The 26,574-nt window shown below is 31.7% G+C and carries 22 protein-coding genes and 2 riboswitches; of the genes, 5 read left to right on the forward strand and 17 right to left on the reverse strand.

From position 1 onward, the window contains the following. Positions 1-16 precede the first annotated feature (16 nt). On the forward strand, positions 17-1,102 hold the full coding sequence (locus VIM70_RS05750; RefSeq protein WP_331944781.1) for a tetratricopeptide repeat-containing glycosyltransferase: 1,086 nt from the start codon (positions 17-19) through the stop codon (positions 1,100-1,102). Between the two features lie 272 nt (positions 1,103-1,374). Beyond that, the gene (locus VIM70_RS05755; protein ID WP_331944782.1) at positions 1,375-2,514 is read left to right on the forward strand and encodes a collagen-like protein; all 1,140 of its coding nucleotides are present in this window, start codon (positions 1,375-1,377) and stop codon (positions 2,512-2,514) included. An 89-nt stretch (positions 2,515-2,603) separates the two neighbouring features. On the opposite strand, the gene VIM70_RS05760 is transcribed toward VIM70_RS05755, so the two are convergent. Beyond that, positions 2,604-3,590, reverse strand: a complete 987-nt coding sequence (locus tag VIM70_RS05760; RefSeq protein ID WP_331944783.1) for an SH3 domain-containing protein — start codon at positions 3,588-3,590, stop codon at positions 2,604-2,606. 304 nt (positions 3,591-3,894) lie between these two features. Here VIM70_RS05760 and VIM70_RS05765 point away from each other — a divergent pair, with 304 nt between their 5' ends. Next, a complete protein-coding gene (locus VIM70_RS05765; RefSeq protein ID WP_331944784.1) occupies positions 3,895-4,923 on the forward strand; it encodes a glycosyltransferase family 2 protein in 1,029 nt (342 codons plus the stop codon). Positions 4,924-5,021: 98 nt separating this feature from the next. Here VIM70_RS05765 and VIM70_RS05770 read toward each other — a convergent pair whose 3' ends face one another. Genes VIM70_RS05770 through VIM70_RS05780 form a run of 3 tightly spaced genes read right to left on the reverse strand, consistent with a single transcriptional unit; the run spans position 5,022 to position 9,104 of the window. Then, a complete protein-coding gene (locus VIM70_RS05770) occupies positions 5,022-6,311 on the reverse strand; it encodes a homoserine dehydrogenase (RefSeq protein ID WP_331944785.1) in 1,290 nt (429 codons plus the stop codon). A 40-nt stretch (positions 6,312-6,351) separates the two neighbouring features. Continuing rightward, positions 6,352-7,842, reverse strand: coding sequence for a threonine synthase (gene thrC, locus VIM70_RS05775; protein WP_331944786.1), 1,491 nt, complete (start codon positions 7,840-7,842; stop codon positions 6,352-6,354). A 26-nt stretch (positions 7,843-7,868) separates the two neighbouring features. Beyond that, positions 7,869-9,104 carry a cofactor-independent phosphoglycerate mutase gene (locus VIM70_RS05780; RefSeq protein ID WP_331944787.1) on the reverse strand — a complete coding sequence of 412 codons (1,236 nt, stop codon included), beginning with the start codon at positions 9,102-9,104 and terminating at the stop codon, positions 7,869-7,871. A 139-nt stretch (positions 9,105-9,243) separates the two neighbouring features. Beyond that, positions 9,244-9,353, reverse strand: a riboswitch (SAM riboswitch). A 133-nt stretch (positions 9,354-9,486) separates the two neighbouring features. Between VIM70_RS05780 and VIM70_RS05785 the strand changes: the two genes are divergently transcribed. Then, entirely contained in the window at positions 9,487-10,152 is a 666-nt protein-coding gene (locus VIM70_RS05785) for a vitamin B12 dependent-methionine synthase activation domain-containing protein (protein ID WP_331944788.1), read from the forward strand. After that, on the forward strand, positions 10,130-12,511 hold the full coding sequence (locus VIM70_RS05790) for a homocysteine S-methyltransferase family protein (RefSeq protein WP_331944789.1): 2,382 nt from the start codon (positions 10,130-10,132) through the stop codon (positions 12,509-12,511). The genes VIM70_RS05785 and VIM70_RS05790 overlap by 23 nt, the downstream gene beginning before the upstream one ends. A 54-nt stretch (positions 12,512-12,565) precedes the next feature. Here VIM70_RS05790 and VIM70_RS05795 read toward each other — a convergent pair whose 3' ends face one another. The 13 genes from VIM70_RS05795 to VIM70_RS05855 form a co-directional block, all read right to left on the reverse strand. After that, on the reverse strand, positions 12,566-13,270 hold the full coding sequence (locus VIM70_RS05795) for an ABC transporter ATP-binding protein (protein WP_331944790.1): 705 nt from the start codon (positions 13,268-13,270) through the stop codon (positions 12,566-12,568). Beyond that, entirely contained in the window at positions 13,263-14,036 is a 774-nt protein-coding gene (locus VIM70_RS05800; protein ID WP_331944810.1) for an ABC transporter ATP-binding protein, read from the reverse strand. The genes VIM70_RS05795 and VIM70_RS05800 overlap by 8 nt, the downstream gene beginning before the upstream one ends. Further along, the gene (locus tag VIM70_RS05805) at positions 14,036-14,980 is read right to left on the reverse strand and encodes a branched-chain amino acid ABC transporter permease (RefSeq protein ID WP_331944791.1); all 945 of its coding nucleotides are present in this window, start codon (positions 14,978-14,980) and stop codon (positions 14,036-14,038) included. Before VIM70_RS05805 ends, VIM70_RS05800 begins: the two co-directional genes overlap by 1 nt. A 9-nt stretch (positions 14,981-14,989) precedes the next feature. Beyond that, on the reverse strand, positions 14,990-15,868 hold the full coding sequence (locus VIM70_RS05810) for a branched-chain amino acid ABC transporter permease (RefSeq protein WP_331944792.1): 879 nt from the start codon (positions 15,866-15,868) through the stop codon (positions 14,990-14,992). Positions 15,869-15,958: 90 nt separating this feature from the next. Then, the gene (locus VIM70_RS05815; RefSeq protein WP_331944793.1) at positions 15,959-17,104 is read right to left on the reverse strand and encodes an ABC transporter substrate-binding protein; all 1,146 of its coding nucleotides are present in this window, start codon (positions 17,102-17,104) and stop codon (positions 15,959-15,961) included. A 564-nt stretch (positions 17,105-17,668) separates the two neighbouring features. Continuing rightward, on the reverse strand, positions 17,669-18,958 hold the full coding sequence (locus VIM70_RS05820) for a homoserine dehydrogenase (RefSeq protein WP_331944794.1): 1,290 nt from the start codon (positions 18,956-18,958) through the stop codon (positions 17,669-17,671). A gap of 74 nt (positions 18,959-19,032) precedes the next feature. Continuing rightward, positions 19,033-20,346 (reverse strand): aspartate kinase, encoded by a 1,314-nt coding sequence (locus VIM70_RS05825; RefSeq protein WP_414648668.1) that lies wholly within the window; start codon positions 20,344-20,346, stop codon positions 19,033-19,035. A 478-nt stretch (positions 20,347-20,824) separates the two neighbouring features. Next, on the reverse strand, positions 20,825-21,694 hold the full coding sequence (locus VIM70_RS05830; RefSeq protein ID WP_331944795.1) for a cation diffusion facilitator family transporter: 870 nt from the start codon (positions 21,692-21,694) through the stop codon (positions 20,825-20,827). A gap of 238 nt (positions 21,695-21,932) precedes the next feature. Further along, the gene (gene ygiD / locus VIM70_RS05835; RefSeq protein WP_331944796.1) at positions 21,933-22,709 is read right to left on the reverse strand and encodes a 4,5-DOPA dioxygenase extradiol; all 777 of its coding nucleotides are present in this window, start codon (positions 22,707-22,709) and stop codon (positions 21,933-21,935) included. Between the two features lie 34 nt (positions 22,710-22,743). Beyond that, positions 22,744-23,931 carry a winged helix-turn-helix domain-containing protein gene (locus VIM70_RS05840; protein WP_331944797.1) on the reverse strand — a complete coding sequence of 396 codons (1,188 nt, stop codon included), beginning with the start codon at positions 23,929-23,931 and terminating at the stop codon, positions 22,744-22,746. A gap of 116 nt (positions 23,932-24,047) precedes the next feature. Then, complete coding sequence (locus tag VIM70_RS05845; protein WP_331944798.1) at positions 24,048-24,800, reverse strand: NYN domain-containing protein; 753 nt, start codon at positions 24,798-24,800, stop codon at positions 24,048-24,050. Between the two features lie 122 nt (positions 24,801-24,922). Continuing rightward, entirely contained in the window at positions 24,923-26,080 is a 1,158-nt protein-coding gene (locus VIM70_RS05850; protein WP_331944799.1) for an AI-2E family transporter, read from the reverse strand. Positions 26,081-26,232: 152 nt separating this feature from the next. Continuing rightward, on the reverse strand, positions 26,233-26,445 hold the full coding sequence (locus tag VIM70_RS05855) for a hypothetical protein (protein ID WP_331944800.1): 213 nt from the start codon (positions 26,443-26,445) through the stop codon (positions 26,233-26,235). Between the two features lie 2 nt (positions 26,446-26,447). Next, positions 26,448-26,540, reverse strand: a riboswitch (NiCo riboswitch). Positions 26,541-26,574: the final 34 nt, after the last annotated feature.

Below are 26,574 nucleotides of genomic sequence, written 5' to 3' on the forward strand. Positions count from 1 at the left end.
AATTGGGGGTTTTTACGTGAGTAATAAATATAAAGTTTGTGTATATGCAATTTGTAAAAACGAGGAGAAATTTGTTGATCGTTGGATGGATCATGTTAGTGAAGCTGATATTGTTGTAGTTGCAGATACAGGTTCTACAGATAATACAATTAAAAAGCTAAAAGAAAGAGGAGCTATTGTTTATTCTATAGATGCTAATCCATTTCGATTTGATTATTCAAGAAATGAATGCTTAAAATTCATTCCAGATGATATAGATATTTGTGTATCCTCCGATCTTGATGATGTTATTGAGGATGGTTGGAGAGGTCATTTAGAAAAAGCATGGAAAAAAGAAACCACAAGAGGATTATATCTATATAATTGGAGCATTAATGCGGATGGTTCCCCATCAGTACAATATACTTGGCAAAGAATTCATGCAAGACATGGGTTTAAATGGATATATCCAACACATGAGATTTTAGAATATTTAGGAGATGGAGCTGAAAAAGAAGTTTATATTGAGGGTATGGTGCTTAATCACTATCCTGATGCAACAAAAAACAGAAGTTTAAATCTTCCATTATTAAAATTAGCAGTTGAAGAAAATCCTAATAGTAGTAGAAACATATATTATCTTGGACGTGAATATATGTTTGATAGTAACTGGGATGATTGTATTTTAACATTAAAAAATTATTTATCACTTCCTACATCAAATTATATAGAAGAAAGATCATCTGCTATGAGGTTTATTGCAAGGGCATATCTTGAAAAAGAGGAAATATTAAGCGCTAAAGAATGGTTCCATAAAGCAATAAGTGAAACTATTTCATTAAGAGAACCCTATATAGAGTTATCTTTATTAGCTTATAGGGAGAAGGATTGGCTCGGTGTTTATTATTATGCAAACGAAGCACTAAAAATCAAGGAAAAAACATTTAACTTTGCTAACGAAGCAAATGCTTGGGATTCTAATCCTTATGATTTAGCAGCTTTAGGCTGTTATAATTTAAAAATGATAGATAAGGCAATAGAATTCTCTAATGAAGCTATTAAACTTTCACCTAATGATGAAAGGCTATTATCAAATCATAAATTTTATTTAGATAGTTTATAAATGTAAAATTATTTCTCTTTATATAATATAGAAAATAATCAGCCAAATATTATTTTGGTTGATTATTTTTTGTGCTATATTTTTTTAAAATTTAATTAATATTTTTAATATATCTATATATCGTAAAACAAAGTATCTGCATACTATGTACGGACAGTCTTATATGTTATGTAAAGAAAGCATATGCATATTATATAAAAAACTATCAATATCTTATTCAAAGAATATCTGCAATTTATATAAAGAAAATATATATAAGGAAGGTGTATATTATGGGTAAATCCAATGATGATTCTTCTAAAAAGTATCATTGTACCGAGATAGATTCAACTTATGGAAGTCCTATTTTTAAAAAAGAACATTGTGAAGACAAAAGGAAATGTGATGATAAATGTAAATGTGATGAAAAAAAACATTGTGATGATAAATGTGATTGCGTCAATCATTGCTTTCCAGCATGTATAATTGGACCAACTGGTCCTACAGGTCCTACAGGTCCTACAGGTCCTACTGGTCCTAGAGGTTTTACTGGTCCTACAGGTCCAACTGGTCCTACAGGAAGAACTGGTCCTACAGGTGCAACTGGTCCTACAGGTCCTACTGGTAATACAGGTGCAGAAGGCCCTACAGGTCCTACTGGTCCAACTGGCCCTACTGGTCCAACTGGCCCTACAGGTCCTAGAGGTCTAACAGGTCCTACAGGTCCAACTGGCCCTATTGGTAATACAGGTTCTACAGGTCCTACTGGCCCTACTGGACCTACTGGTCCTACTGGCCCTACTGGTCCTACTGGCCCTACTGGCCCTACAGGCCCTATTGGTCCTACTGGTTCTACTGGTCCTACTGGCCCTATTGGTCCTACTGGTCCTACTGGTCCTACTGGTCCTATTGGCCCTACTGGTCCTATTGGCCCTACTGGTCCTATCGGTCCTACTGGCCCAACTGGTCCTATTGGTCCTACTGGTCCTACAGGTCCTACAGGTCCTACAGGTCCAAGTTTTAATTCCTATTTAAATGGTGTAATAACAACAAATAAACTATCAATTCCAGTTGGAGGCACTATTATTTATGATACTGTAAGTATTGTAGGCCCTGACTTAAGTTATAATCCAGCAACAGGTGTATTTACAGTTAATACAACAGGTGTTTATGTAATCGACTGGAAAATAGCTGTTACTCCAAATCCTGGGACAGTTTCTATAGAAATTGACTTGGTATCATCCCTTCGTGGAGTTATTGCCGGTATATCTATTACAGCAACAAATCCAATAATAAGCGGCTCTAATAGAATCTATGCCGCAACAGCAGGGGAAACTTTCAGATTTGTTAATAATTCAAGTGGTCCTATTAGTATAGTATTGGTAGGTTTAGTTGGACCTATTGGAACTGTATCTGTTTTCAGAATTGTTTAACAAAATTAAAAACAATAATAAACTATAAAATAATTTAATTATAAAAAGCTGCCTATAATAGGCAGCCTTTTATAATTAAATAAATTTATTTACTTTATTACTCTTTTACCTATTACAAAATTATCTTTATAATATGCAGTTAGTTCAGATATTTTTACAACATCACCAGGTTTAGGGCAATGTATAAATTTATTATTTCCAATATATATTCCAACATGTGATACTTCATAAGGTGAAGCTAAATTTGTTGTAAAAAAGACTAAATCACCGTAAGCAAGATTATTTATATTAACAGATGCGCCTATATTTATTTGGTCCATAGTTATTCTTGGCAAATTTATACCAAAGTGTTTATACACATATTGTACAAAACCTGAGCAATCGAATCCGCCACTTATATATTTACCATAAGAATCTAATTTTGCTGGCGTAGTGCCACCCCATAAGTATGGTGTCCCCAAAAAAGCATTTGAATATGATACTAAACTTTTTAAGTTTATATCCAAATCATATTGTTTCCCATTTTTAATATACTGAGTAGATTGTTCCACAGGCAAAGTACCCCTGCTTGGACTATTTGTAGCCGTTGTCTTAACTCCTGTAACTTTTACGTATAGTGAACTTATATAACCTGTTTTTCCTTTATAAATTATCTTATAAAACCCATTTAAACTTGAATACATTGTCACTTTACTTCCAAGTGTTATAACACCAGTCACCGGATAAGTTGATCCAGCTCCTGACCTTACGTTTAAAGAACTTGCTGTTATTTGTCCATATTTCTCAATGTACGTTGACGCTACACTTGTAGTCGTAGTAGTTTTTTTCACTATTTTTATGTATGAACTAGATACGTATCCAGTTTTTCCTTTATAGCTTATTTTGTAAAAATCGCCCTCTTTTGCAAGTGTATTTATTACTGTGTTTCTTGAAAGAGAACCTGTAATGGATGACAAAAGCGAAGGTTTTTGTCTAACATTTAATGAAGTGGCATTAACTGTTCCACTATCAGCAAATGCAATTTGGGAACTTGCCATAGTCATTAACATCACTATAAAAGCTACTCTTTTTTTCATTTGTTACCTCCAATATTTATTCGAAATATGATGATTTCGTACTTATTTATTATAGCACTGATATTATGTAAATTGTGGTTTTAAAATCTTTTTATACTATTATTAGGTAAAAATATAAGCTATATAAGCTAAATTTGTAATTATTTGATGCTTACTTGATTTTCACTTTTTACCCTCACATAAAGTTTACATATTGATTTGATACTGGTGCTACAATTTGCCCTTATAATTTTTATTATAGAGAGACATTAGGAAATTAAATTGGATTAAAAATCTAGAAATTAAATTGAAGGGAATGATAGAAATGAGTAATGGAATAATTTATTCTGTGGTAGTACCCTTGTATAATGAAGAACTTGTTATAGAGGAAAGTTACAAAAGATTAAAATCCGTAATGGATTCTACATTAGAAAATTATGAAATTTTATTTATTAACGATGGAAGTTATGACTCAACTAGAGACATGGTAGAAAATATATGTAGAAAAGACAAGACAATAAAACTTATAAATTTCTCAAGAAACTTTGGACATCAGGCTGCAATAACTGCTGGTATGAATAAAGCCTCTGGGAATGCTATTATTGTAATAGACGCAGATCTACAAGATCCCCCTGAAGCAATAATAGACATGATTAAAAAATGGAAAGAAGGTTACCAGGTCGTATATGGTAAACGAGTTAAAAGAGTGGGTGAAACCTTTTTCAAAAAATTCACTGCTAAAACTTTCTATAGATTACTAAAAAGCATGACGAGTATTGATATTCCAGTGGATGCTGGAGACTTTAGACTAATCGACAGAACAGTATGTGATTCTCTAAATTCATTACCAGAAAAAAATAGATATATAAGAGGTTTAGTTAGTTGGGTTGGATATAAACAAACCTTTGTAGAATTTGTACGCCAAGAAAGATTTGCTGGCCAAACGAAATATTCTCTAAAAAAAATGATGACATTAGCTTTTGATGGAATAACATCTTTTTCTTATAAACCATTAATGTTTGCTGGCTATTTTGGAGCATTTAGTGGTATCATTGGTACTGTTTTATTCATTAGTTGTATTATAACCTCGTTACTTAATCAAACTGCTATATTAAATTTAGGGCTTATTCTTTCCATAAGTCTAATTATGTTTGGCATTATGTTTTGCGTTTTAGCTATTATGGGGTTATATATTGGTAGAATTTCTGATGAGAGTAAAAACAGGCCTTTATATATAATTGCAAGTACAATGAGTTACAATGAACTTAAAAATAGTGTGATTTTTAAAGGAAATAGATCTTCTGAATTATATGATTTAAATCCTATTGCTAAAAACAAAGTAGTAAATAGTTGATCGTCACTACAATTATAAAAATCCTCCTAAATCTTATATTATAAAATACATTAATATAAGATTTAGGAGGATTTGTTTATATGTTCTTTATTCCAAATTTAATTAAATGATTCTATTCTTATTTTACTTTCTACCTTATTTACACTGTCCAGTTTTATTATCCTTTTAAGTGAATTTTCTATATTTTTCTCAGTACTTTTATGTGTAATAAATGCCAGTGTTGAATGATCCCTATGCTCCACATCTTGAGTAATGGATACAATACTAACATTATTGCTTGCAAATATTGCAGCTGTATCTCCTAGAACCCCTGCTTTATCTTTAAAATCAAGCCTAATATAAAATTCAGATTCATTATCTTCTGATTTTTTCACTTCTTTAAAATCCAATTCTGCAGCTACTTCATTTAGATCAGATGGTTTTACATTATTTCTTAAAATCGATATTATATCACCTACAACTGCACTACCAGTTGGCAAATCTCCCGCCCCTTTTCCGTATAACATTAGTTCTCCAACTGCATTTCCTTTTATTAGAATTGCATTAAAAGCATCATTTACATTTGCCATTGGGTGGTTTGCTGGTACTAAGGTTGGATGTACCCTCAGTTCTAATTTGTTGTTCTTTTCCTTAGCTATTGCTAAAAGTTTTATTGCATAACCAAATTGCTTCGCATATTCTATATCGATATCACTAATGTTTCTTATTCCTTCCCTATAAATACAATCATAATTAACTTCTGTTCCAAAGGATAGGGAAGCCATTATAGCAAGCTTATATACAGCATCGTAACCATCAACATCAGATGTTGGATCAGCCTCTGCATAACCCTTTTCTTGAGCCTCTTTAAGTGCCTCATTGAAGCTAACCCCGTCATTGGTCATTTTACTTAATATATAATTAGTTGTTCCATTTATAATTCCGATTATCTGTTCAATTCTATTACCTGTAAGGCTCTCCTTAATTTCACGTATTATTGGAATTCCACCGGCTACACTTGCTTCATAGTAAAATAATACATTTTCTTTCTCAGCTATTTTAAAAAGCTCTTTGCCATAGTTTGCAATAACTAATTTATTTGCAGTTACAATATGTTTTTTAGCCTTCATTGCCCGTATCATGTAATCCTTGGCCTCGCTTGGTCCCCCAATAAGTTCAACCACAATTTTTATACTGTCATCATTTATAATATCATCAATATTATCTGTTAAAATTCCACTCGGGACCGCAATATCTCTTTTCTTATTTATATCTTTTACTAATATTTTAGCTACTTCTATTTCATAATTAGATCGTTTTGTTATTTCTTTTTTGTTCTCTTTTAATATTTTCCACACGCCAGTTCCAATATTCCCAAAACCTAAAATTGCTATTCTTACCTTTTCCATACCAACCTCCCCTTCCCCACTTTTATATAAAAAGTATAATTTATAATTTAAGAATTTTTTCTATTTGTATTTGCATTTCATTTTTTTTACAGACAGTTTTGTGAAGCAAAGGTCTTGTTTCTAAATCCTTTATTCCCACTGGAATATCGACCTTTGTTATTAAACTAAGTTCCTTTATAAGTTCAAAATCATTTAATCCTATATATTTTTCATCTATTGACTTCATAACATCTGGTGTAAATTTATATGGGCTTGCAGTGGATACAATAACTGTCTTTGTAGCATCTTTTGTAGATTCTAAATATTTTTGATAAACAGAATAAGAAACTGCAGTGTGCGTGTCAATTACATAACTAGTAGTTTTATAAACCTCTGTTATCGCCTTTGCTGTATCTTCCTCGCTTGCATAACCCCCAAAGAAGTCCTTTAACTCTTTTTTCATATCATTATCAATCTCATATTTACCATGGCTCTTAAGCTCATCCATAAGTTTTTTTATCTTTAGTGAATCTTCCCCACTTATAGCATATAAAAGTCTCTCAAGATTACTTGAAATCAATATATCCATTGATGGAGACATGGTAATTACAAAATCCCTCACCCTGTCGTATGTGCCTGTATTTATAAAATCAAATAAAACTTTATTTTCATTAGAAGCACAAATTAACTTTTTAATAGGAAGTCCCATTTTTTTCGCATAATATCCAGCTAATATGTTTCCGAAATTTCCAGTAGGTACACAGAAATTTATCTCTTCACCTTTTTTGATTTCTCCACTATTACAAAGCTGAGTATATGCATAAAAATAATAAACAACCTGTGGTATTAACCTTCCAATATTAATTGAATTAGCAGATGAAAACATTTTATTGTTTTTCGCAAGTTTTTTCAGAAGATTCTCATCTGTAAGCATCTGTTTAACTCCATTTTGTGCGTCATCAAAGTTCCCTTCAATACCTATTACAAAGGTGTTATCCCCAGACTGAGTTAACATCTGCCTCTTTTGAATTTCGCTTACACCCTCCTGTGGAAAAAATACTATTATTTTTGTACCAGGTACATCTGAAAAACCTTCAAGTGCTGCCTTTCCTGTATCCCCAGATGTAGCAGTAAGAATAACCATTTCTTTATTAATGTTTAACTTTTTTACTGCTTTTTTTAATAAATAAGGTAATATTGATAAAGCCATATCCTTAAACGCTAAGGTTGGACCATGGTATAACTCTAAAAAATATGTTTGACCATGTTTTACAAGTGGTGCAATTTTTGTTGTATCAAATTTTTCATCATAGGCCTTATCTATACACTCTTTAATATCATTTTCCTCATAGTCAGTTAGAAATTCCTTCATTATAGTGAATGCTAATTCTTTATAATTCATTTTGTTTAATTCTTCAAGCCCTATAGTTAACATAGGAATCGACGTTGGCACAAAAAGCCCACCATCATCACTTAGTCCTCTTGCAATTGCTTCTGCTGAACTTATTTCATTTTCATTTCCACGGGTGCTCTTGTAATATATTTGTTTCATAATATTATCCTCCTTATCTGATCCTTTTATATACTCCCTTTTATAAAATAGATGCCCTTTATAAAATAATCCATTAACTTATATCCTTCTGGGAAATACAAACCTGCATCTTTTGATGTGAATTCATTATAAACGTCATTTAGGTTGTTCTTTTCATCATTGCTTTGGTATATTAAAAATGGTACAGGTTCACTTGTATGAGTTCGAAGAGATAATGGTGTGGGATGATCTGGAAGTATTATCATCCTATAATCTTCACCTATTCTCTGCATTTCATCTTTAATAACCTTAACTATTTGATTATCTATAAGCTCTATGGCTTTATATTTATTTTCTATTTCATATCTATGACCACATTCATCTGGAGCTTCAACATGAATATAAACAAAATCTTTACCCTTTGCCATTTCATCAAGAGCCGCCTTTGCTTTCCCTTTAAAATTAGTATGAATATTTCCAGTGGCGCCTTCTACATCAATTACATCCATTCCTGCGCACATTCCTATTCCCTTTATTAAATCAACCGCAGAAATTACTGAGCCTTTTAAATTATATTTTTCATAAAAGCTAGATAATAGAGGCTTCTTTCCTTCACCCCAAATCCATATTGAATTAGCTGGTTTAAGTCCCCTTGCCACTCTATTTTTATTTATTTCATGTTTAGATAAAAATTCATAACTTTTCTTTGTCATTTCTTCAATTATTTCACTACCAGGTCCCTTTGGCATATAATCCTTTACCTTTTTACCTAGAATATCATGTGGTGGTGTAAGTTCCCACGCATAAGGTCCATTATCCCAAATCATGAGATGCCTGTAGCTAATACCTGGATAAAATTTTATAACCTCGGTGCTTAAATACTCACTTACTGCTTTAATTAATTCCCTTGCTTCCTCAGTTGTTATTTCATCAGAACTATGATCAATCATAATTTTTTCTTCATAAGGCTTAGCGTCCGACACTGTTACCAAATTACATCTAAAGGTTATGTCTGTATCTAACATTGGGACTCCCATACTTGCTGCTTCAAAAGGTGACCGTCCACTGTAATACACAAATGGATCATAACCGAAAACAGCCATGTTTGCAGTATCACTCCCTGCTGGCATACCCTCTGGTACAGTTTTAACGGTACCTAACGTACCATGTTTCGCCATATAATCCATAGTTGGTGTATTAGCATATTGAAGCGGTGTTTTATTATCTAACTGCTCCACAGGATAATCTGCCATTCCATCACCTAGCACTACTATATATTTCATAATAACACTCCCTTTTGTAATCTTTTTCTTCCCAAACCCATTAATTTTGTTGGTTATTAAACTATTAATATGTATATAAAAAAAACTGCTTTCAGGTAAGAAAGCAGTTTTCTATATTACAATCCGTAAAAAACTGATTTTCTTATTACTCAGAACTATGTTCTGCAGGAATTGACACCTTTATATTCGAATATGAATATTGGTTGTCGGGTTTCATAGGGCCAGTCCCTCCGCCTCTCTAAATAAGAAATATATTAAATTATTGTTTTTTATTGTAACTCACATAGAATTAAATGTCAACACAAAATGAAATATTATAATGTTTTAATTGCAATTATTAGAATTATACTTTATTATATTATAAAACTGATAGGAGGCTCTTATGAAAATTGATAAAAAAGAAGTGTTAAGATATTTAGGTTATAAAAATCAAAATATTGATAATAATATGATGGATTTAATTGATATCTGCTGCAGCGAGATTATTGATATTTGTAAGGAGTCTTTTGTATATGAAATTTTTGATATTGAAAGAAAAAATGATATGATATTCCTCACGGGTAGCACTTTAGTTTTAAAAGATACTGACATAAAAAATCTACTGTTAAATTCAAAAAAATGTGTAGTTATGGCTGCCACGTTAGGTTCCGAAGTTGATAGCAAAATATCATACTACTCAAGATTTAATATTACAAAGGGTCTAATTATGGATGCCTGTGCAACAACAGCAATAGAATACTTATGTGATGAAGTCCAAAATGAAATTATGGAAAACGCATTAAAAGATAATTTATTTATTACAACAAGGTATAGTCCGGGATATGGAGATTTTTCAATTGATAATCAATCAGAGATATTAAATGTTTTGGAATCATATAAAAAAATAGGTTTATCTGTTACTGAAAATAATATTATGTTACCAAGAAAATCGGTAACTGCGTTTATAGGCCTAAGCGAATTTAGGAGTCCCCAAAAGGATAAAAGCTGTGGAAATTGTAAAAATATAAATTGTAATTTTAGAAAGGATGGGGGATATTGTGAGAAATAAAATAAATTTAAAAAACTTTTTATTATTTGATGGAGCTATGGGAACAATGCTTCAAAAATACGGAATTCAGAGGGGTGAACTCCCTGAAAGTTATAATATATTACATCCTGAAATAATTGAAAAAATACATAAAGAATATCTAAACGCAGGAAGCGATGTTATAACAACAAATACATTTGGTGCAAATAGATACAAACTTAAAAACACAAAGTATACAGTTGAACAAATTGTTACAAATGCTGTGAACATTGCAAGAAAAGCAGCTGGAGATAAATTTGTTGCCCTTGATATTGGACCTATTGGACAGCTAATGGAGCCACTTGGAATATTATCATTTGATAATGCATATGAGACTTTTTCAGAGCAGATAAATATTGGCGTACGAGAAGGAGCCGATATAATACTTATTGAGACCATGTCCGATATTTATGAAGCAAAGGCAGCTATCCTTGCAGCAAAGGAAAATAGTTCACTTCCAGTAATATGCACAATGTCATATCAAGGTGATGGGAGAACATTAACAGGAACAGACGCTATAACTATGGTTAATGTACTTCAAGGCCTTGGAGTGGATGCTATTGGGGTAAATTGTTCCCTAGGCCCAAATGAAATGCTTCCTATAATTACAGAGATACTTAAATACTCTAGTATTCCAGTTATAGTTCAGCCAAATGCAGGCCTTCCAAGGCTAGAGTACGGGGAAGCAGTATTTGATGTTCATGCACATGAATTTGCAGAGTATGCGAAAATCATGGCAGAAATGGGTGTAACTATACTTGGAGGTTGCTGTGGAACCACAAGTGATCATATAGGAGCTATAAAAAATATATTAGACAGTTTAAAACCTGTAAAACGTGATATTAAAAGATTTACAGCGGTAAGTTCCCCTTCATTAACAGTATCCCTTGGGGAAGAAATAAAAATAATTGGTGAGAGAATAAACCCTACCGGCAAGAAAAAGCTCAAAGAGGCTTTAAAAAATAATAATATGGACTATATACTTTATGAAGCTATTAATCAAAGAGATGCAGGAGCGGATATACTTGATGTAAATGTAGGCCTTCCTGAAATTGATGAGGAAAAAGTTATGATAAAAGTTATAAAAGAACTTCAAAGTGTTGTAAATCTTCCTCTTCAAATTGACAGTGTACGTGCAGACGTAATTGAGGCCGCATCTCGAATATATAATGGGAAACCACTTATAAATTCTGTTAATGGTAAAGATGAAATAATGGACTCAATATTTCCTATAGTTAAAAAGTACGGTGCATGTGTAATAGGACTCACCATAGATGAGGATGGCATTCCTCCAACGGCTTTAGGTAGACTTAAGGTAGCCGAGAAAATTGTACGTCGGGCCGCGGAGTATGGAATAGATAAATCAGATATTATAATTGACTGCCTTGTTTTAACTGCATCTGCTCAGCAATCTGAGGTAAAGGAAACTATTAAGGCTGTAGAGCTTGTAAAGACCACACTAGGCGTTAAAACTACCCTTGGTGTAAGCAATGTGTCCTTTGGCTTGCCACAAAGAGAGCTACTTAATAGAACTTTCCTTGCTGCTGCCTTAACAGCTGGACTTGATGCCCCAATACTCAATCCTCTATCCGAGGCTATGATGTCTACTGTTAATGCATTTAATGTTTTGTGGAATAAAGATATAAATTCGGAAAAATATATATCTGCTTATTCGTCCTTTGATGGAAAAGCGGTTACTATAGATGAATCTAAAACTAAGGATTTAAATAGAATTATTATTGATGGTATGAAGGAAGAATCCACAAAAGTAACAATGGAACTTTTAAAAACAATGCCAGCAATGGACGTTGTGAATACTTATTTAATTCCATCACTTGATATTGTAGGACGTAAATATGAAAGTGGAGAGATATTTTTACCTCAATTATTGCAATCTGCAGAAACAGTAAAAAAGTCTTTTGAGGTAATCAAAGAAAAAATGATGAAAAGCACAGATAAAAAAATAAGCAAAGGTACAATTGTGCTTGCAACTGTCAGAGGTGACATACATGATATCGGTAAAAATATAGTTAAAATACTGCTCGAAAATTATGGATTCGATGTTATAGACCTTGGTAAAGATGTACACGAAGATGTTGTAGTTAATGCAGTACGTGATGGTAATATTAAATTAGTTGGATTGAGTGCACTTATGACTACAACTGTAAGGAGCATGGGAGAAACAATAAAAGCACTTCGTGATAACAATTTGGATTGCACCGTTGTTGTCGGAGGTGCAGTTTTAAATGAGGAATATGCAAAAATGATAGGAGCCGACTTTTATGCAAAAGATGCAACTCAAACTGTAAAAATTGCCAGAAAATTATTTGACTGCGAATAAAATATTTATTTTATAATGATTTGTTTATAAAAAAAAGACCATAAAGGTCTTTTTTTAATCTCCTAAATATGCACTTCTTACAGAATCATTAGTTAATAATTCTTTCGCATTGCCTTCTAAAACTATTTTCCCCGTTTCTAAAACATAAGCTTTATTTGCAATTGAAAGTGCCATATGTGCGTTTTGTTCTACAAGTAAAATCGTAGTTCCCGTCTTGTTAATCTCTTGTATTATAGAAAATATATTTCTTACTACGAGTGGTGCAAGTCCCATAGATGGTTCATCTAGTAATAATATTCTAGGTCTTACCATAAGAGCTCTACCCATAGCTAGCATTTGCTGTTCTCCACCACTTAATGTTCCAGCCATTTGCTTTATTCTTTCTTTAAGTCTTGGAAATTTGTCAAAAACCATATCATAATCCTCTTGTATTTTACTCTTATCTTTTCTAATATAAGCTCCTAGTTCAAGATTTTCCTTAACTGTCATGTTTGCAAAAATTCTTCTTCCTTCTGGAACATGCGCTATGCCTAGCTTTGCAAGTTTATAAGAGGGTGTTTTATGAATTGGCTTATCCTCAAACATTACACTTCCTGACTTAATAGGAATGAGACCTGAAATAGCTCGTAGTATTGAAGTTTTTCCAGCACCATTGGCACCTATAAGTGTAACTATCTCTCCTACCTTTACATTTATACTAATATCATGCAAAGCATGTATTGCACCATAATTTACATTTAACCCTTCTATTTTAAGCATCAGTTACCTCCTCACCAAGGTATGCCTCTATTACCTTAGGGTTATTCTTTATTTCATCCGGTGTTCCTTCTGCAATTACTTTACCGTAATCAACAACTATTATTCTCTCACAAACTCCCATAACGAGTTTCATATCATGTTCAATTAATAAAATAGCTATCTTAAATTCATCTCTTACCCAATTTATAAGTCCCATTAATTCATGTGTTTCCTGTGGATTCATACCAGCTGCTGGTTCATCTAGCAGTAATAATTTAGGTTCTGCTGCTAGTGCCCTTGCTATTTCAAGTCTTCGCTGCTCTCCATAGGGAAGATTACACGCAAGCTCAGCCTTTTTACCCTCAAGATTGAACACTTTTAGAATTTTAAGCGCTTTCTCTTCAATTTCAGCTTCCTCTTTATTAAACTTTGGAAGTCTAAGTATTGAATGAAACAAATTATATTTAACTTTATAATCAAAGGATATTTTCACATTATCCAAAACTGTTAACTCTTTAAATAACCTTATATTCTGAAAAGTTCTGGCAATCCTTTTTTTAGTAATTTCATATGGTTTTATTCCTTGTATAAATTCCCCATTAAATTCTATAGTTCCAGACGTTGGAGAATAAACTCCTGTTAGCATGTTAAAAATTGTAGTTTTTCCTGCTCCATTTGGTCCAATTAGCCCTACAAGATCATGTTCTTCAAGGTTAAGTGAAAAATCAGAAACAGCCGTAAGCCCACCAAACTTTATTGTAAGATCCTTTGCCTTTAGTAGTGACATCATTTATCACTCCCTTTTGAAAATTTATCGAACACCTTCATAGATAATTCCTTTGTTCCTAGCAAACCTTGTGGTCTAAATCTCATAATAATTATAAGCGCTAATGGATAAATAATCATTCTATAATCATTTAAGAATCTTAAACCTTCTGGAAGAATTGTGAGTATACCTGTTGATAATATACTACCAGTTAAACTACCCATTCCTCCCATAACTACATAAGTAACAAAATCTACTGATTTCAAGAAATTAAATTGTTCTGGTTTGATATACATTAGATAATGAGCAAATAGTCCACCTGCGATTCCGGCAAAAAAGGAGCCAGTGACAAAAGCCATAATCTTATACTTTGTAGTATTAATGCCCATAGCTTCTGCTGCTATTTCATCTTCCCTAACAGACATCATAGCCCTTCCTTGAGATGACCGTGCTATGTTATAGATTATTAAAATGGTAAATACCATTATAAAAAATACCCAAGCAAAATTAGTTTTAGGAGGTATACCTGCTAGTCCACGTCCTCCTCCAAGTTGGTCAATATTTGTAATTACAACTCTTATTATTTCTCCAAATCCTAATGTTGTTATAGCAAGATAATCCCCTTTTAACCTTAAAGTAGGCATCCCAATTAGAAATCCAATTACTGCAGCAACTATTCCACCAAAAAGTAACGCTATAGGAAAAGGTAGATTCATTGCCATTGTAGCCATTGCAGCAGAGTAAGCCCCTATAGACATAAAGCCCGCATGTCCGAGCGTTAGTTGCCCTGTAACTCCAATAATGAGATTCAAACTTACTGCTAGAATTACATTAATACAAATTAATACTACTATTCTTGAATAATATATATTTAAAACTCCAGAGTCCATTAAAATAGTTAAAATAGCAAATAATAAAACTGAAGCACCAAGTAATATTAGAGTATTTCTAAATTCTTTTTTCATGCTTTTCACCTACACTTTCTCTCTGGTTTTCTTACCAAGCAAGCCAGAAGGTTTTACAATTAAAATAATAATAAGAATTGAAAATGCAATAGCATCCGAGTAACTAGAGGATATATAAACCTTACTAAAGGTCTCAACTAGTCCCATTATTAGTCCTCCCAATAAGGCACCTGGAATTATGCCAATTCCACCGAGCACTGCTGCAACGAAAGCTTTGAGACCTGGCATTATACCCATATAAGGGTCTATACTAGAATATAAAATTCCAAATAACACTCCTCCTGCTCCTGCAAGTGCTGAACCAATTGCAAATGTTATAGATATAATTGAGTTTACATTGATACCCATAAGTGCTGCTGCATCCTTATCAAAAGAAGCTGCTCTCATAGCTTTACCTGTTTTTGTTTTGAAAACTATAAATTGTAGTATTATTACAAGTAAAATGGATATTAATATAATAATAATTTGTCGATTATCAATACTTAATCCAGCAAAATGAATTATCTTTTGTGGTAAAAGAGTTTCTGGATATGTTTGCGGATCAGTAGTCATTTTTAACCTAACTAAATTTTCAAGAAGTACTGACATCGCAATAGCTGTAATTAATATAGATAGCTTTGGCGAGTTTCTTAAAGGTTTATATGCTATCTTTTCAACAATTACACCACATAGCGCAGCTCCTCCCATTGCTATTAATAGGGATGGGATAAATCCTAAATGTAAATTAGTTGAAGCGAAAAATCCAAAATATGCTCCAACCATGAAAACATCTCCATGAGCAAAATTTATAAGCCCTATAATTCCATAAACCATTGTATAACCTATTGCAATTATTGCATATACAAAACCAAGTGATAGACCATTAATTGCCTGTTGTAAAAAATCCATTTACCTTCCCCCATTTCTCACCTTTTTAATTATATATGCAGACACATTCCACCTGTTAGTACTAGTGAAATGTGCCTGCCTTTTCTTATATTAAGGAATAAGTTTCTTTACGAAATTAAACTTATCATTCTCAACTTTTAAAATTACAGCTCCTTTTATTGCATCTCTATTTTTATCAAAAGTTACATTACCAGATACTACATCAATATTAGTTTTAGCGAGTGCTGCTATAATGCTTGGTCCATCTGTTTTACCAGCAGTTCTTATTGCTTCCACCATTATTTTTGCAGCATCATAATTTAAGACTGCCATAGCATCTGCAGGTAAGTTATATTTTGCTGTATATTCTTTTCTAAATGCAACAGCGATTGCTGCTGTATCCTGTGCTGAATAATGATCAGATAAATAACATCCATTAACTGCAGTCCCTCCAACCTTAAACAAATCAGCTGAATCCCAACCATCTCCACCTAGTAATGGAACGGTTATATCAATAGCTCTTGCTTGTTTTGCGATATTACCAACTGTTGAATAGTAATCAGGAAGTAATATTACATCTGGTTTTGTTGGTTTTATTTTTGTAAGTTGTGCTTTAAAATCTTTATCGTTTGTAGCATACGTTTCTTTGGCAACAATCTTTCCACCTGCTGCTATAAAATTCTTTTCAAAGAACTCAGCCAATCCCTTAGAATAATCATTACCGTTATCATAAAGAATTGCAGCTGTTTTTGCCTTTAAATCTCCTGCTGCAAACTTTGCTAAAACTGTTCCTTGGAAAGGATCTATGAAACAGGCTCTATACACATATTCTCCACCTTTTATAGTAACATCAGGGTTCGTCCCTGTTCCCGTTATCATTGGAATCTTACTTTGAGTAGCTATAGGTCCTAGTGCTATAGCCGATCCACTTGTTAATGGTCCAACTATCGCTACAACATTGTCATTACTTATAAGTTTTGTACCAACTGTTGTTGCAACATCTGGTTTGCCTTCATCATCCTCAAAGAAAAACTTAATTTTTCGTCCATTAATTCCGCCTGCTTTGTTTACTTGATCTTCTAATAATTTTATACCATTTTGACCAGATTTACCGAAAGATGAAACTGCACCAGTTAGTGGCAATACAACTCCAATTTTAATATCCCCAGTAGTGTCAGCTGTTTTTGCGCCGCATCCTGCAAGTAGTCCTACAGTCATAGCCATTGATAGTAATAATGAAATTTTCTTTTTGAACATTTAATAACCCCCCTAATTTTGTTTACTTCAACCCTTTGTTAAAATATTATTTCTATCTTTCTTAACATATAGATGAATAATATTTCATGAATAGACTTTTTTAGATAATGTTTTTATGAATTTATAATTTATAAATTATTCATAATTCATAATTTTTATTAATAATATCATAAAAATTAAAGCATTTCAATACTATTTTATTAATAATTTTAAAAATTTAGAAGTTTTTAAAAAAAAATCCTTCAATTTTTCCATAATACTAGTTTTGTTAGGCTTAGATTGATTTAATCTAACTTTTTCTATAAAAACGACTCATAAGATGTTTTATTCTGCAATTAAACGAATTATATATGTCTATTTTGATAGTTATTATTCAATTGTTTGATTATTATGTATATTAAAAAAATTGCTTGAAAAGCTTTCAATTTACCCCATCAAAATTAACCATAAAAATCCTCTTAAAAATAATATAATGTAAAATACAAAAATATCAGATTTAAGAGGATTTATTAAATTATATATTTAAAATTAGTGACATTCTTGACCTAAATATCAAATTTGCTTTTAATTAAAGGATTCTATTCTAATTATGCTTTCTATCTCGTTAACATTTTCCAATTGTTTTATTTTCTCAAGTGAATTTCTTATATTCTTTTCCTCACTTTTATGTGTAATAAATGCAAGTAACACATACTCTTTATCCACTACATCTTGAGTTATTGATGTAATGCTAACGTTGTTGCTTCCAAATATTTTTGCTGTATCTCCTAAAACTCCTGCTTTATCTTTAACATTAAGCCTTATATAAAATTCCGATTCATTTTCTTCTGATTTTTTCACTTCTTTAAAATCAGAGTCCTCATTTAGTATCAAAAGGTCAGAAGGTCTTACATTATTTCTTAATATAGAAATTATATCTCCTACAACTGCACTCCCAGTTGGCAGATCTCCTGCTCCTTTTCCATATAACATTAGTTCTCCAACTGCATTTCCTTTTATTAAAATTGCATTAAAAGCATCATTTACATTTGCCATTGGATGACTTGAAGGTATTAGTGTTGGATGTACTCTTAGCTCTAACTTATTATTATCACGCTTTGCTATTGCTAAAAGTTTTATTGTGTAACCAAATTTTCTAGCATATTCTATATCAACAGCACTAATTTTTCTTATTCCTTCCCTATAAATACAATCATGATTAACCTTAGTTCCAAAAGATAGTGAAGCCATTATAGCAAGCTTATAAACAGCATCAAAACCATCAACATCAGAAGTTGGATCAGCCTCTGCATAACCCTTTGCTTGAGCTTCTTTTAATGCCTCATCAAAGCTAATTCCATCATTGGTCATTTTACTCAATATATAATTAGTTGTTCCATTTATAATTCCAATTATCTGCTCAATTCTATTTGCTGTAAGACTCTCATTAATTTCACGTATTATTGGAATTCCACCTGCTACACTTGCTTCATAATAAAATAATACGTTTTCCTCTTCAGCTATTTTAAATAATTCCTCGCCCCAATTTGCAATAACCAATTTATTAGCAGTTACAATATGTTTTTTAGCTCTCATTGCTCTTATCATATACTGCTTAGCCTCTTCCCGTCCCCCAACAAGTTCAACCACTATCTTTATGCTATCATCATTTATAATATCATTTATATTATCTGTTAATATTCCCGCAGGAAGCACTATATCTCTTTTTTTATTTATGTCATTTACTAATATTTTAGATACCTCTATTTCATAATTTGAGCGTTTCATTATCTCTTTTTTATTTTCTTGTAATATTCTCCACACACCGGTACCAATATTACCAAAACCTAAAATTGCTATTTTAACTTTTTCCATATTAATTTCTCCCCCTCTTAACCTACATTTATTATAACATTACCGCGTTTGATGAACATCTTTGATTATAATAATTAATTTTCAAATGCTTTATACACTGCCCTAATAGCATTTTCAAAATCATCATTTTCTACGCCAACAATTATGCTTAATTCACTTGACCCTTGATTTATCATTCTGATATTTATATCACATTTTGATAATGCGCCAAACACTTTAGCAGATATTCCCTTAGTTTTTATCATACCTTCTCCAACAACTGCTATGAGCGCCATATTAGGATGAGTTATTATTGAGTCTGGATTACAGGAATTTTCAATTTCTTCTAATATTTTATCAATTTTATTATCAAGTTCTAAGTCATCAATTACTAGTGAAATAGAATCTATGCCCGATGGAATGTGCTCGAAGGCTACATCATTGCTTTCAAGAACTGAAAGAATTCTGCGACAATATCCAACATCCCTATTCATAAGTGTCTTTTCAATTGCTATTACTGTAAAATCTTTTTTACCTGCTATTCCTGTAATATTTCCAGTGGCAACCTTTGATTTAACATTTAAAATAAATGTACCCTCACCTAGTGGATCATTTGTATTTTTTATATTTATTGGTATTCCATCATTTTTAACAGGAAAAATAGCCTCTTCATGAAAAACATTTGCCCCCATATATGCAAGTTCCCTAAGTTCCTTATATGTTACCTCTTTAATAGGTTTTGGATTGGCAACGATGTTTGGATCTGCCATTAAGAATCCTGACACATCTGTCCAGTTCTCATAAACCTTTGCCCCTGTGCCTTTAGCAATTATTGCCCCGGTAATGTCTGAGCCACCTCTAGAAAATGTCCTTATAACACCATCTTTGGTTGCGCCATAAAATCCTGGTATTACTGCTTTTTCTACCTTTGATAATCTACTTTTTATAGCCTTGTAGGTTTCAATCTCATCCAAACGGCCACTTTTCTTAAAAATAATAATCTCCGCGGCATCAATAAATTCATACCCTAAGTATTCAGCTAATATTAAACCATTTAAATATTCACCTCTACTTGCTACATAGTCTTTTGAAGCCCCATTGATTACTTTTTTCTTAACCTCACTTAAATATTTTGACATATCAATAGAAAGCTCCAATTCACTACATAAAAGAGTATATCTATCTTCAATTAATTTAAATAATTCATCAAATGGTAGTGATTTTTTAACATGTTCATGACATAAATATAAAAGATCTGTAATTTTATAATCACCTTTGTTTCTTTTACCTGGAGCTGATGGTACAACATAACGCCTACTTGCATCCGATAAAACAATATCTTTTACTTTTTTAAATTGGATGCTATCACATAATGAACTCCCACCAAATTTTGTAACTTTAACTTTCATAATTTTTCCCCCTAAATTTTTCCCTCCTACATATTACCTTTTGCCATTTCCCCAGGCTCTGCATTTGCTTCTCTTATAAGATTAGTATGTATATTTAGAGCTACACCTCTTCATAAAAAATAACAGCTATCCATACACATAATCTTATTACTTATCGTAAATTAGTGTTGGGTATATTATACTCGTTTTTTCCATAATGTCACTCAATATTTCATGTATTTTACTAAAGCTACCATTTTTTTTGTTTTTACCTTATTAAAACTGCTTAATATAAGGCATTTTTGTAATAATAATTAACAAACATGTAACCTTCCCTTCATTATCTCTTTACAATTTTATGTTATCATTTAAATATAGTTAATTAATTAAAGCAAAGGGCCCCCCCCTTACTTTAATAATAAAAGCTGTGAAGAATTCTTCACAGCTTTTAATTTATTAAATTGCATTTATAAAGTTATAAATTTCATATTTAAGTTATTTACATTTCAGGTTCTACATGAACTACTGCTTCTGTAATATCAAGCTCACTTCTCAATTTTTTTTCAATTTCTTCCGTGATATTGTGCCCTTCAACTACTGTTAAATCAGCACTAACTCTTACTATTACATCCAGAAGAACATTATTTCCATTTACGCGAGCGCGAATATCCTTAATACTTTTAACTCCTGCAACCTTTTTTATGCATTGAGTTATATTAACTAGTTGCTCAACATCAAAACCATCTGTAAGGTTATGTGTTGCTTCACTAAAAATATCCCAACCAGTCTTTACAATTAATATGCCCACCAAAACTGCTGCCAATGGATCTATCCAAGGCAAACCAAATTGCGACGCAACAATGCCCACAGATGTACCTATACTAACCCAAGCATCTGAAAGATTATCTTTAGCTGCAGCCATAAGTCCAGAACTATTTATTTGAATAGCAATTTTTTTATTATAACGGTAAACAAGATATATCGCTATAGCACAAATTATACCAACTATAGCTGCAGTTACGTCCGGAACCTCCGCTTTAAAGAAAATAATAGAGTGAGCTGCATTATATAAAACATCAATCCCTACACCTATCATAATCAAAGAAGCAATAAGCGATGCTATAGTCTCAGCTCTAAAATGACCATAAAGATGATCATCATCGGCTGGTTTTCTTGATATTTTTAATCCAATTAGAACAGCTATCGAGGCAACTATATCTGTTGTATTATTAAGTCCATCTGCTGTTAGAGCTTTTGAGCCAGATAAATGCCCAATTCCCAGCTTTAATGCAGCGAGCACTATATAAGCAATAATACTTGTGCGTGCACCTCGTTCTGCAATCTTTAGATCATTGTATTTCTTTTCCATTCTCTCCCACTCCTAAATTTATAGAACAATTTATTTAAATATTAAATTGTTTATGTCCGCTAAAGCATTTTCTTATAGTTTAAAAATCTTTAAGCTATAACTACTGTAAAAGCAAGACAACCTACATTATATCATAAATTCATCTATTTTCAAAACATTCTCTTAAATTACATAATAAAGTAGCCATCCTATTTAATAGGATGGTTACCAAATAAATTATTTATAACTATTTTTAGTTTTAACCTATTTGTATACTGGTCATAGACATGGAACCATGCTGTATACCCTTATATATAAATTTAACTTTATCTGTTTCTTCCTGCAAACCAGCTATATAAAGTAGTGGTAAATAATGCTCTTTTGTAGGTACAGATAATAAAGCACTTTTCCCTATTCTTTGATAGGATATAATATTATCGTGTTTTCTATTAACTATAGCTTCGCAAATATAATTATCGAATTCAGTGGCATAATCAAATGGAGTCGCATTCATATCATAATCCATTCTTCCTAAGTTATGCACTATATCTCCACTTCCTATTATTAAGATCCCTTTATCTCGAAGTTTTGATAATTTTTTTCCAAGGTTATAATGATACTGTTCATCGCCTAACCTATTTAAACTCATTTGAAATACTGGAATATCAGCTTTCGGATACATATGAGAAAGCACTGACCAAGCACCATGGTCTAGCCCCCATGTATCAGTGAGTTTAACATCCGAATCCTTTAGCTCCTCTTCAACCATTTCCGCATACTTTTTAGCACCTGTTGGATTATATTTGATATCATAAAGTTCCTGCGGAAAACCATAAAAATCATAGATTTGATTGGGTGAATCTGAAGCCGTAATAAATGTTCCATCGGTTTCCCAGTGAGCAGAAATCACTAAAATTGCTTCTGGTTTTGGTATATTTTCAGTAGATTTACGAATAGCTTCTGTATATGAATTATCGAGAATTGCATTCATAGGACTTCCGTGTCCAACAAATAATACTGGCATCTTTTTATACATTATTAATTACCCCCCTATTTTTACTAATATCCTATTATAAACCATTATACTCTATTTTAATACTTTCACATTTATTAAATATACAAAATCTCTTAAGACAATCATTAATTTCTTTTTCAAATCTATCTGGGTTATCAATATCATCTTCAAACCATAAGTTTCTTACTATAAGTTGTTTTAGTTTTCTATCATTTACTATTTCTATTCTACCAATAAATCTATCTCCAGATAAAACTGGCAAAACGTAATAACTATATTTTCGTTTTGCAATAGGAGTATATATCTCCCATTTATAGTCAAAGTTAAAAATTTTTTTTATAAGTTTTCTATCCCAAATCATATTATCAAGAGCAGCAATAAACTCCGTTCTGCCTTCATACTCTTTATTACATAATACCATATCAATTAAATATCTATCAGCAGACAAGCAGTAAAAAGAATCTGTTATATCTTCAATTTGAATTTCTATAATCTTTTCATCCTTTAATAATTGCTGGAATATAAGATTTCGTTTAGCAGATTTTAAACCATCAATTCCAAGCAAAACATCTGATGGTTTATTCCAAAGCATCCCCACTGCTCCAATACGTCTTAGAACCCTCCACGACATGTGTTCTTCCTCAGTTAAATTTGGTTCTAAGGCATTTAATAACTCTTTAGATATATGTTCACTAGAAAGAGCATAATGCTTAATTGATCCTTTTTTATGATGAATAATTAGCTCTCCTCGAAAATACATAGTTTCAAGTGTCGCTCGAGATAATCTAGTAGGATTCCAAGACCAGTCAACTTTTTCATTTAAATCTATATCCTTTGAAGCTGCATATCCCCTATCTTTTAAAATTGACTTTATCTTTACAGCTGCCTCATTTACTTTATCCATACTTCTGCCATTATTATAGTAATAAGTACGTATTCTCGCAAAGTATTTCCAATCATCAACACTGAATATAGACATATTCTTATCGAAATAATCTATAAGCTTTCTTTCTTTATACAAAAGCTTATCCAGCATCTCTTTAGAAAAGCCTTCTACCCTTGATTGCAATACCAATTCAGCATTTTTGCCACAGATATCAATGGGATCAAACTGAATACACCCTGCTTGCTTTATATAATCACAAACACCTTTTTCTTTTGAAAACTTATACTTTCCCATTAAACCTTGTTTTAATAAAATGAATTGGCGAGCTTGCTTATTTGTAAGTTTAACAGATTTCATCTTTTTATCACTTCCTAACTATCTTAAATTTTATTCTTTTAATTAAATACTTCTTACTTATTCCTTACGGTAAAAAGTCGATGAGATATTTTATCTCATCGACTTTTTATTTTTGTTTATACTTTATTTCTAATATATTTAAGACTTATACTTGGATTACTAGTTTTTGTTGATCTAATCTCAAAATGTTTTAAAGAGGCAACAAAAGGTGTAAGTTTTGTATAACCATAGTTTCTGGTATCAAAATCTGGATATCTCTTATTAAGAGTGCTACCTAATTCGCCTAAAAATGCCCAGCCGTCTTCATCTGAAATTTCAGTTATAATAGTTTTAATAGCCTCTACCAATTTATCGGGACTTATCATACCGCCTTTTGATTCTTCTTGTATTTGTGCCCCTTTATTACTAGTAGGCTCAATCTGTTTTGGTGCCATTGAAGCTAATACTTCAAGATATTTAAATTTTTCACAAGCTGAAATGAAAGGTGTAGGAGTTTTCTTTTCTCCCATACCAATAACATACATACCAGCTTCTCTTAGCCTGGCTGCTAGTTTAGTAAAATCACTATCACTAGATACAATACAAAATCCATCAACATTTTTTGAATAAAGTATATCCATAGCATCTATTATAAGTGCTGCATCCGTTGAATTTTTACCTGTTGTATAATTATATTGTTGTATCGGACTAATAGAATAATTAAGCAGTACATTTTTCCATGAAGCTAGTTGAGGTTTGGTCCAATCCCCATAAATTCTTTTATATGTAGGTGTTCCATGATTTGAAATTTCATCAATTATATATCTTATATACTTATCAGATACATTGTCAGCATCAATCAAGACTGCAATTTTCATATCTTTTTCCATTTTTTTCTCCTTTGCGCTTTAATCTATTTAAACTAATTTTGTTAATTAATTCCTGAAAATAAAATACTATAGTATAACATTCTACAAAATTTAAAAAATCCCTTCTTTGTTTATAATGTATCTTAAGAGCTCAGGTCATTTGTACGTTTTGTTACAATCTTTATTAAGAATAATTTTATTATACCAGCAATAGGTACCGATAAAAGCATCCCAATAATGCCAGCTATTGAACCACCTATTGTTATTGCCATGATTATAAATATTGGATGAAGTCCCATGCTATCTCCTACCACTTTCGGCGATATAACCGCACCATCAAGTTGTTGCACAGCAAGTAGTACAATCACTGCCCACAAAGCTATGATTGGATTCGGGCTAAGAAGACCAATAATTATTGCTGGAATACCTCCAATTAATGGACCAACATAGGGTATAATATTAGCAATACCTGCAGTAAATCCGATAAGAATAGCAAAATCGAGACCTATAATAGACAATCCAATACTGCTAATTAATCCAACTATTAAACCATCAAGCAATTGCCCTCTTATAAACCTAGATATAATATAATTAATTTCAAATATAGTTTTATTAAGGCTCTTAAATTTACTTTCCTTCATTATAAGACTCACTGAATTCAAATAGAGTTTTCTGAAAAACTCATAGTCCTTTAATAAATAGAAAGAAATAAACAATCCAATAAAACTATTTACAAGGATGTTGCCTATACCTGCAAATATGCCAATGATACTATTTATAGAAAATGATAAATAGGAGTATACTTGCTTTATAGCTTGCGATAAATAGCTCTTTATATCAATTGAAAGACCACTCTCAGTAATTTTTTTATTAATAAAATCAAAAAGTTCATTATATCGTTTTATATAATCACCAATAGTTGCAAACATAACTGATAACGTTTCATTACTACTAATTTGTCCACCAATCATTGCATAAATGCTATAAATAAGTATAATAAATAATAAAATTACTACTAAATATGTTAAAACAATACTAATTAAATGGGTTTTATATTTTAGTTTTAGACGTTTAATAAGAAACAAATCTATGATTTTTGATAATGGATATAATAGATAAGCAATTATACAACCAATAATAAGTGGAGAAATTATTGAAAATATAGATTTTACTGTATTAATAGTATTATTAAAAATTTCTCTGAAATTAAAGACTACATTATAACTTATAAAAATAAGTGTAGCTGTGAGGACAACATATAATATTTTTTTAAGATACTTTCTATCAAATCTGGTTTGCATAATTACACATCCTTAATATTAAAGCATTTTAGGGGAACATGGACATCTTTTACTATATTACACCTTTGGAGTTGCTCCCCTAAATACCTTTATAAAATCCGTTTCTATATCATCAATATTTTCGTATGTTAGTTCAAGCCCTAACAACTTTTTTAGAAATAATTGTTTTGATTTATTACACCTAAAAACTCTGGGATTCTTTTATCTACAAGTTTTGACAATATAACGGCTTCATATACGTTCTTTTCTGAATTCTTTTTGAAAATGCTCGGTTTAAATTTCTTTATAACAACCTTTTCTCCAATATCAGAACTTGCAATCTTCACACTTGTTCTAAAAATGGGTATAAAAAACCCGTAGAACAATAAACTGTCCCACAGGTGTATAATTCATCCTGTTGCCATTTAGGCCCAGCCCCACGAACTCTTTTGGAGTTCATCGCCTGCTCAGTTTGTACTGTAGATTTGTATGCAGTGCAAAGAGATCACCCTAAT

This window comes from Clostridium sp., from assembly GCF_036569345.1.
GTDB lineage: Bacteria > Bacillota > Clostridia > Clostridiales > Clostridiaceae > Clostridium_AD.

Bases quoted from the DNA above. Each gene is read 5' to 3' on its own strand.
- VIM70_RS05840 (WP_331944797.1), bottom strand. From the start codon at position 23,931: ATGAAATCTGTTAAACTTACAAATAAGCAAGCTCGCCAATTCATTTTA.
- VIM70_RS05780 (WP_331944787.1), bottom strand. From the start codon at position 9,104: ATGAAATATATAGTAGTGCTAGGTGATGGAATGGCAGATTATCCTGTG.
- VIM70_RS05825 (WP_414648668.1), bottom strand. From the start codon at position 20,346: ATGAAAGTTAAAGTTACAAAATTTGGTGGGAGTTCATTATGTGATAGC.
- thrC (WP_331944786.1), bottom strand. From the start codon at position 7,842: ATGAAACAAATATATTACAAGAGCACCCGTGGAAATGAAAATGAAATA.
- VIM70_RS05785 (WP_331944788.1), top strand. From the start codon at position 9,487: ATGAAAATTGATAAAAAAGAAGTGTTAAGATATTTAGGTTATAAAAAT.
- VIM70_RS05820 (WP_331944794.1), bottom strand. From the start codon at position 18,958: ATGGAAAAAGTTAAAATAGCAATTTTAGGTTTTGGTAATATTGGTACC.
- VIM70_RS05850 (WP_331944799.1), bottom strand. From the start codon at position 26,080: ATGCAAACCAGATTTGATAGAAAGTATCTTAAAAAAATATTATATGTT.
- VIM70_RS05800 (WP_331944810.1), bottom strand. From the start codon at position 14,036: ATGTCACTACTAAAGGCAAAGGATCTTACAATAAAGTTTGGTGGGCTT.
- VIM70_RS05790 (WP_331944789.1), top strand. From the start codon at position 10,130: ATGGGGGATATTGTGAGAAATAAAATAAATTTAAAAAACTTTTTATTA.
- VIM70_RS05805 (WP_331944791.1), bottom strand. From the start codon at position 14,980: ATGAAAAAAGAATTTAGAAATACTCTAATATTACTTGGTGCTTCAGTT.
- VIM70_RS05770 (WP_331944785.1), bottom strand. From the start codon at position 6,311: ATGGAAAAGGTAAGAATAGCAATTTTAGGTTTTGGGAATATTGGAACT.
- VIM70_RS05760 (WP_331944783.1), bottom strand. From the start codon at position 3,590: ATGAAAAAAAGAGTAGCTTTTATAGTGATGTTAATGACTATGGCAAGT.
- VIM70_RS05795 (WP_331944790.1), bottom strand. From the start codon at position 13,270: ATGCTTAAAATAGAAGGGTTAAATGTAAATTATGGTGCAATACATGCT.
- VIM70_RS05815 (WP_331944793.1), bottom strand. From the start codon at position 17,104: ATGTTCAAAAAGAAAATTTCATTATTACTATCAATGGCTATGACTGTA.
- VIM70_RS05755 (WP_331944782.1), top strand. From the start codon at position 1,375: ATGGGTAAATCCAATGATGATTCTTCTAAAAAGTATCATTGTACCGAG.
- ygiD (WP_331944796.1), bottom strand. From the start codon at position 22,709: ATGTATAAAAAGATGCCAGTATTATTTGTTGGACACGGAAGTCCTATG.
- VIM70_RS05810 (WP_331944792.1), bottom strand. From the start codon at position 15,868: ATGGATTTTTTACAACAGGCAATTAATGGTCTATCACTTGGTTTTGTA.
- VIM70_RS05830 (WP_331944795.1), bottom strand. From the start codon at position 21,694: ATGGAAAAGAAATACAATGATCTAAAGATTGCAGAACGAGGTGCACGC.
- VIM70_RS05765 (WP_331944784.1), top strand. From the start codon at position 3,895: ATGAGTAATGGAATAATTTATTCTGTGGTAGTACCCTTGTATAATGAA.
- VIM70_RS05845 (WP_331944798.1), bottom strand. From the start codon at position 24,800: ATGGAAAAAGATATGAAAATTGCAGTCTTGATTGATGCTGACAATGTA.